At 45.7% G+C, this 278-nt stretch carries 1 tRNA gene and 1 rRNA gene; both read left to right on the top strand.

The annotated features are described in order from the left end of the window. Positions 1–49: 49 nt before the first annotated feature. Positions 50–126, top strand: a tRNA-Thr gene (locus BCT81_RS01880). A gap of 42 nt (positions 127–168) precedes the next feature. Then, positions 169–278: ribosomal RNA gene (gene rrf / locus BCT81_RS01875) — 5S ribosomal RNA — on the top strand; the annotation flags it as partial.

Here is a 278-nt window from a genome sequence, read left to right as displayed (position 1 = left end):
ATCGCCAGGCTTTAAATTTTTAGAATCGTTTTTAAACGGTTCTTGAATTGCTGATATAGCTCAGCCCGGTAGAGCGCACCCTTGGTAAGGGTGAGGTCCCCAGTTCGAGTCTGGGTATCAGCACCACTATTTAGTTGATTTGATTAATCAAGTTAACAACAGAATTTGTTTGACGACCATAGCATTGTGGACCCACCTGATTCCATGCCGAACTCAGAAGTGAAACACAATAGCGCCGATGGTAGTGTGGGGCTTCCCCATGTGAGAGTAGGACATCG

The sequence above is a fragment of the Vibrio sp. 10N.261.52.A1 genome (assembly GCF_002876325.1).
Taxonomy (GTDB): Bacteria; Pseudomonadota; Gammaproteobacteria; order Enterobacterales; family Vibrionaceae; genus Vibrio; species Vibrio chagasii.
This window is presented reverse-complemented; position numbering and strand designations above follow the sequence as displayed.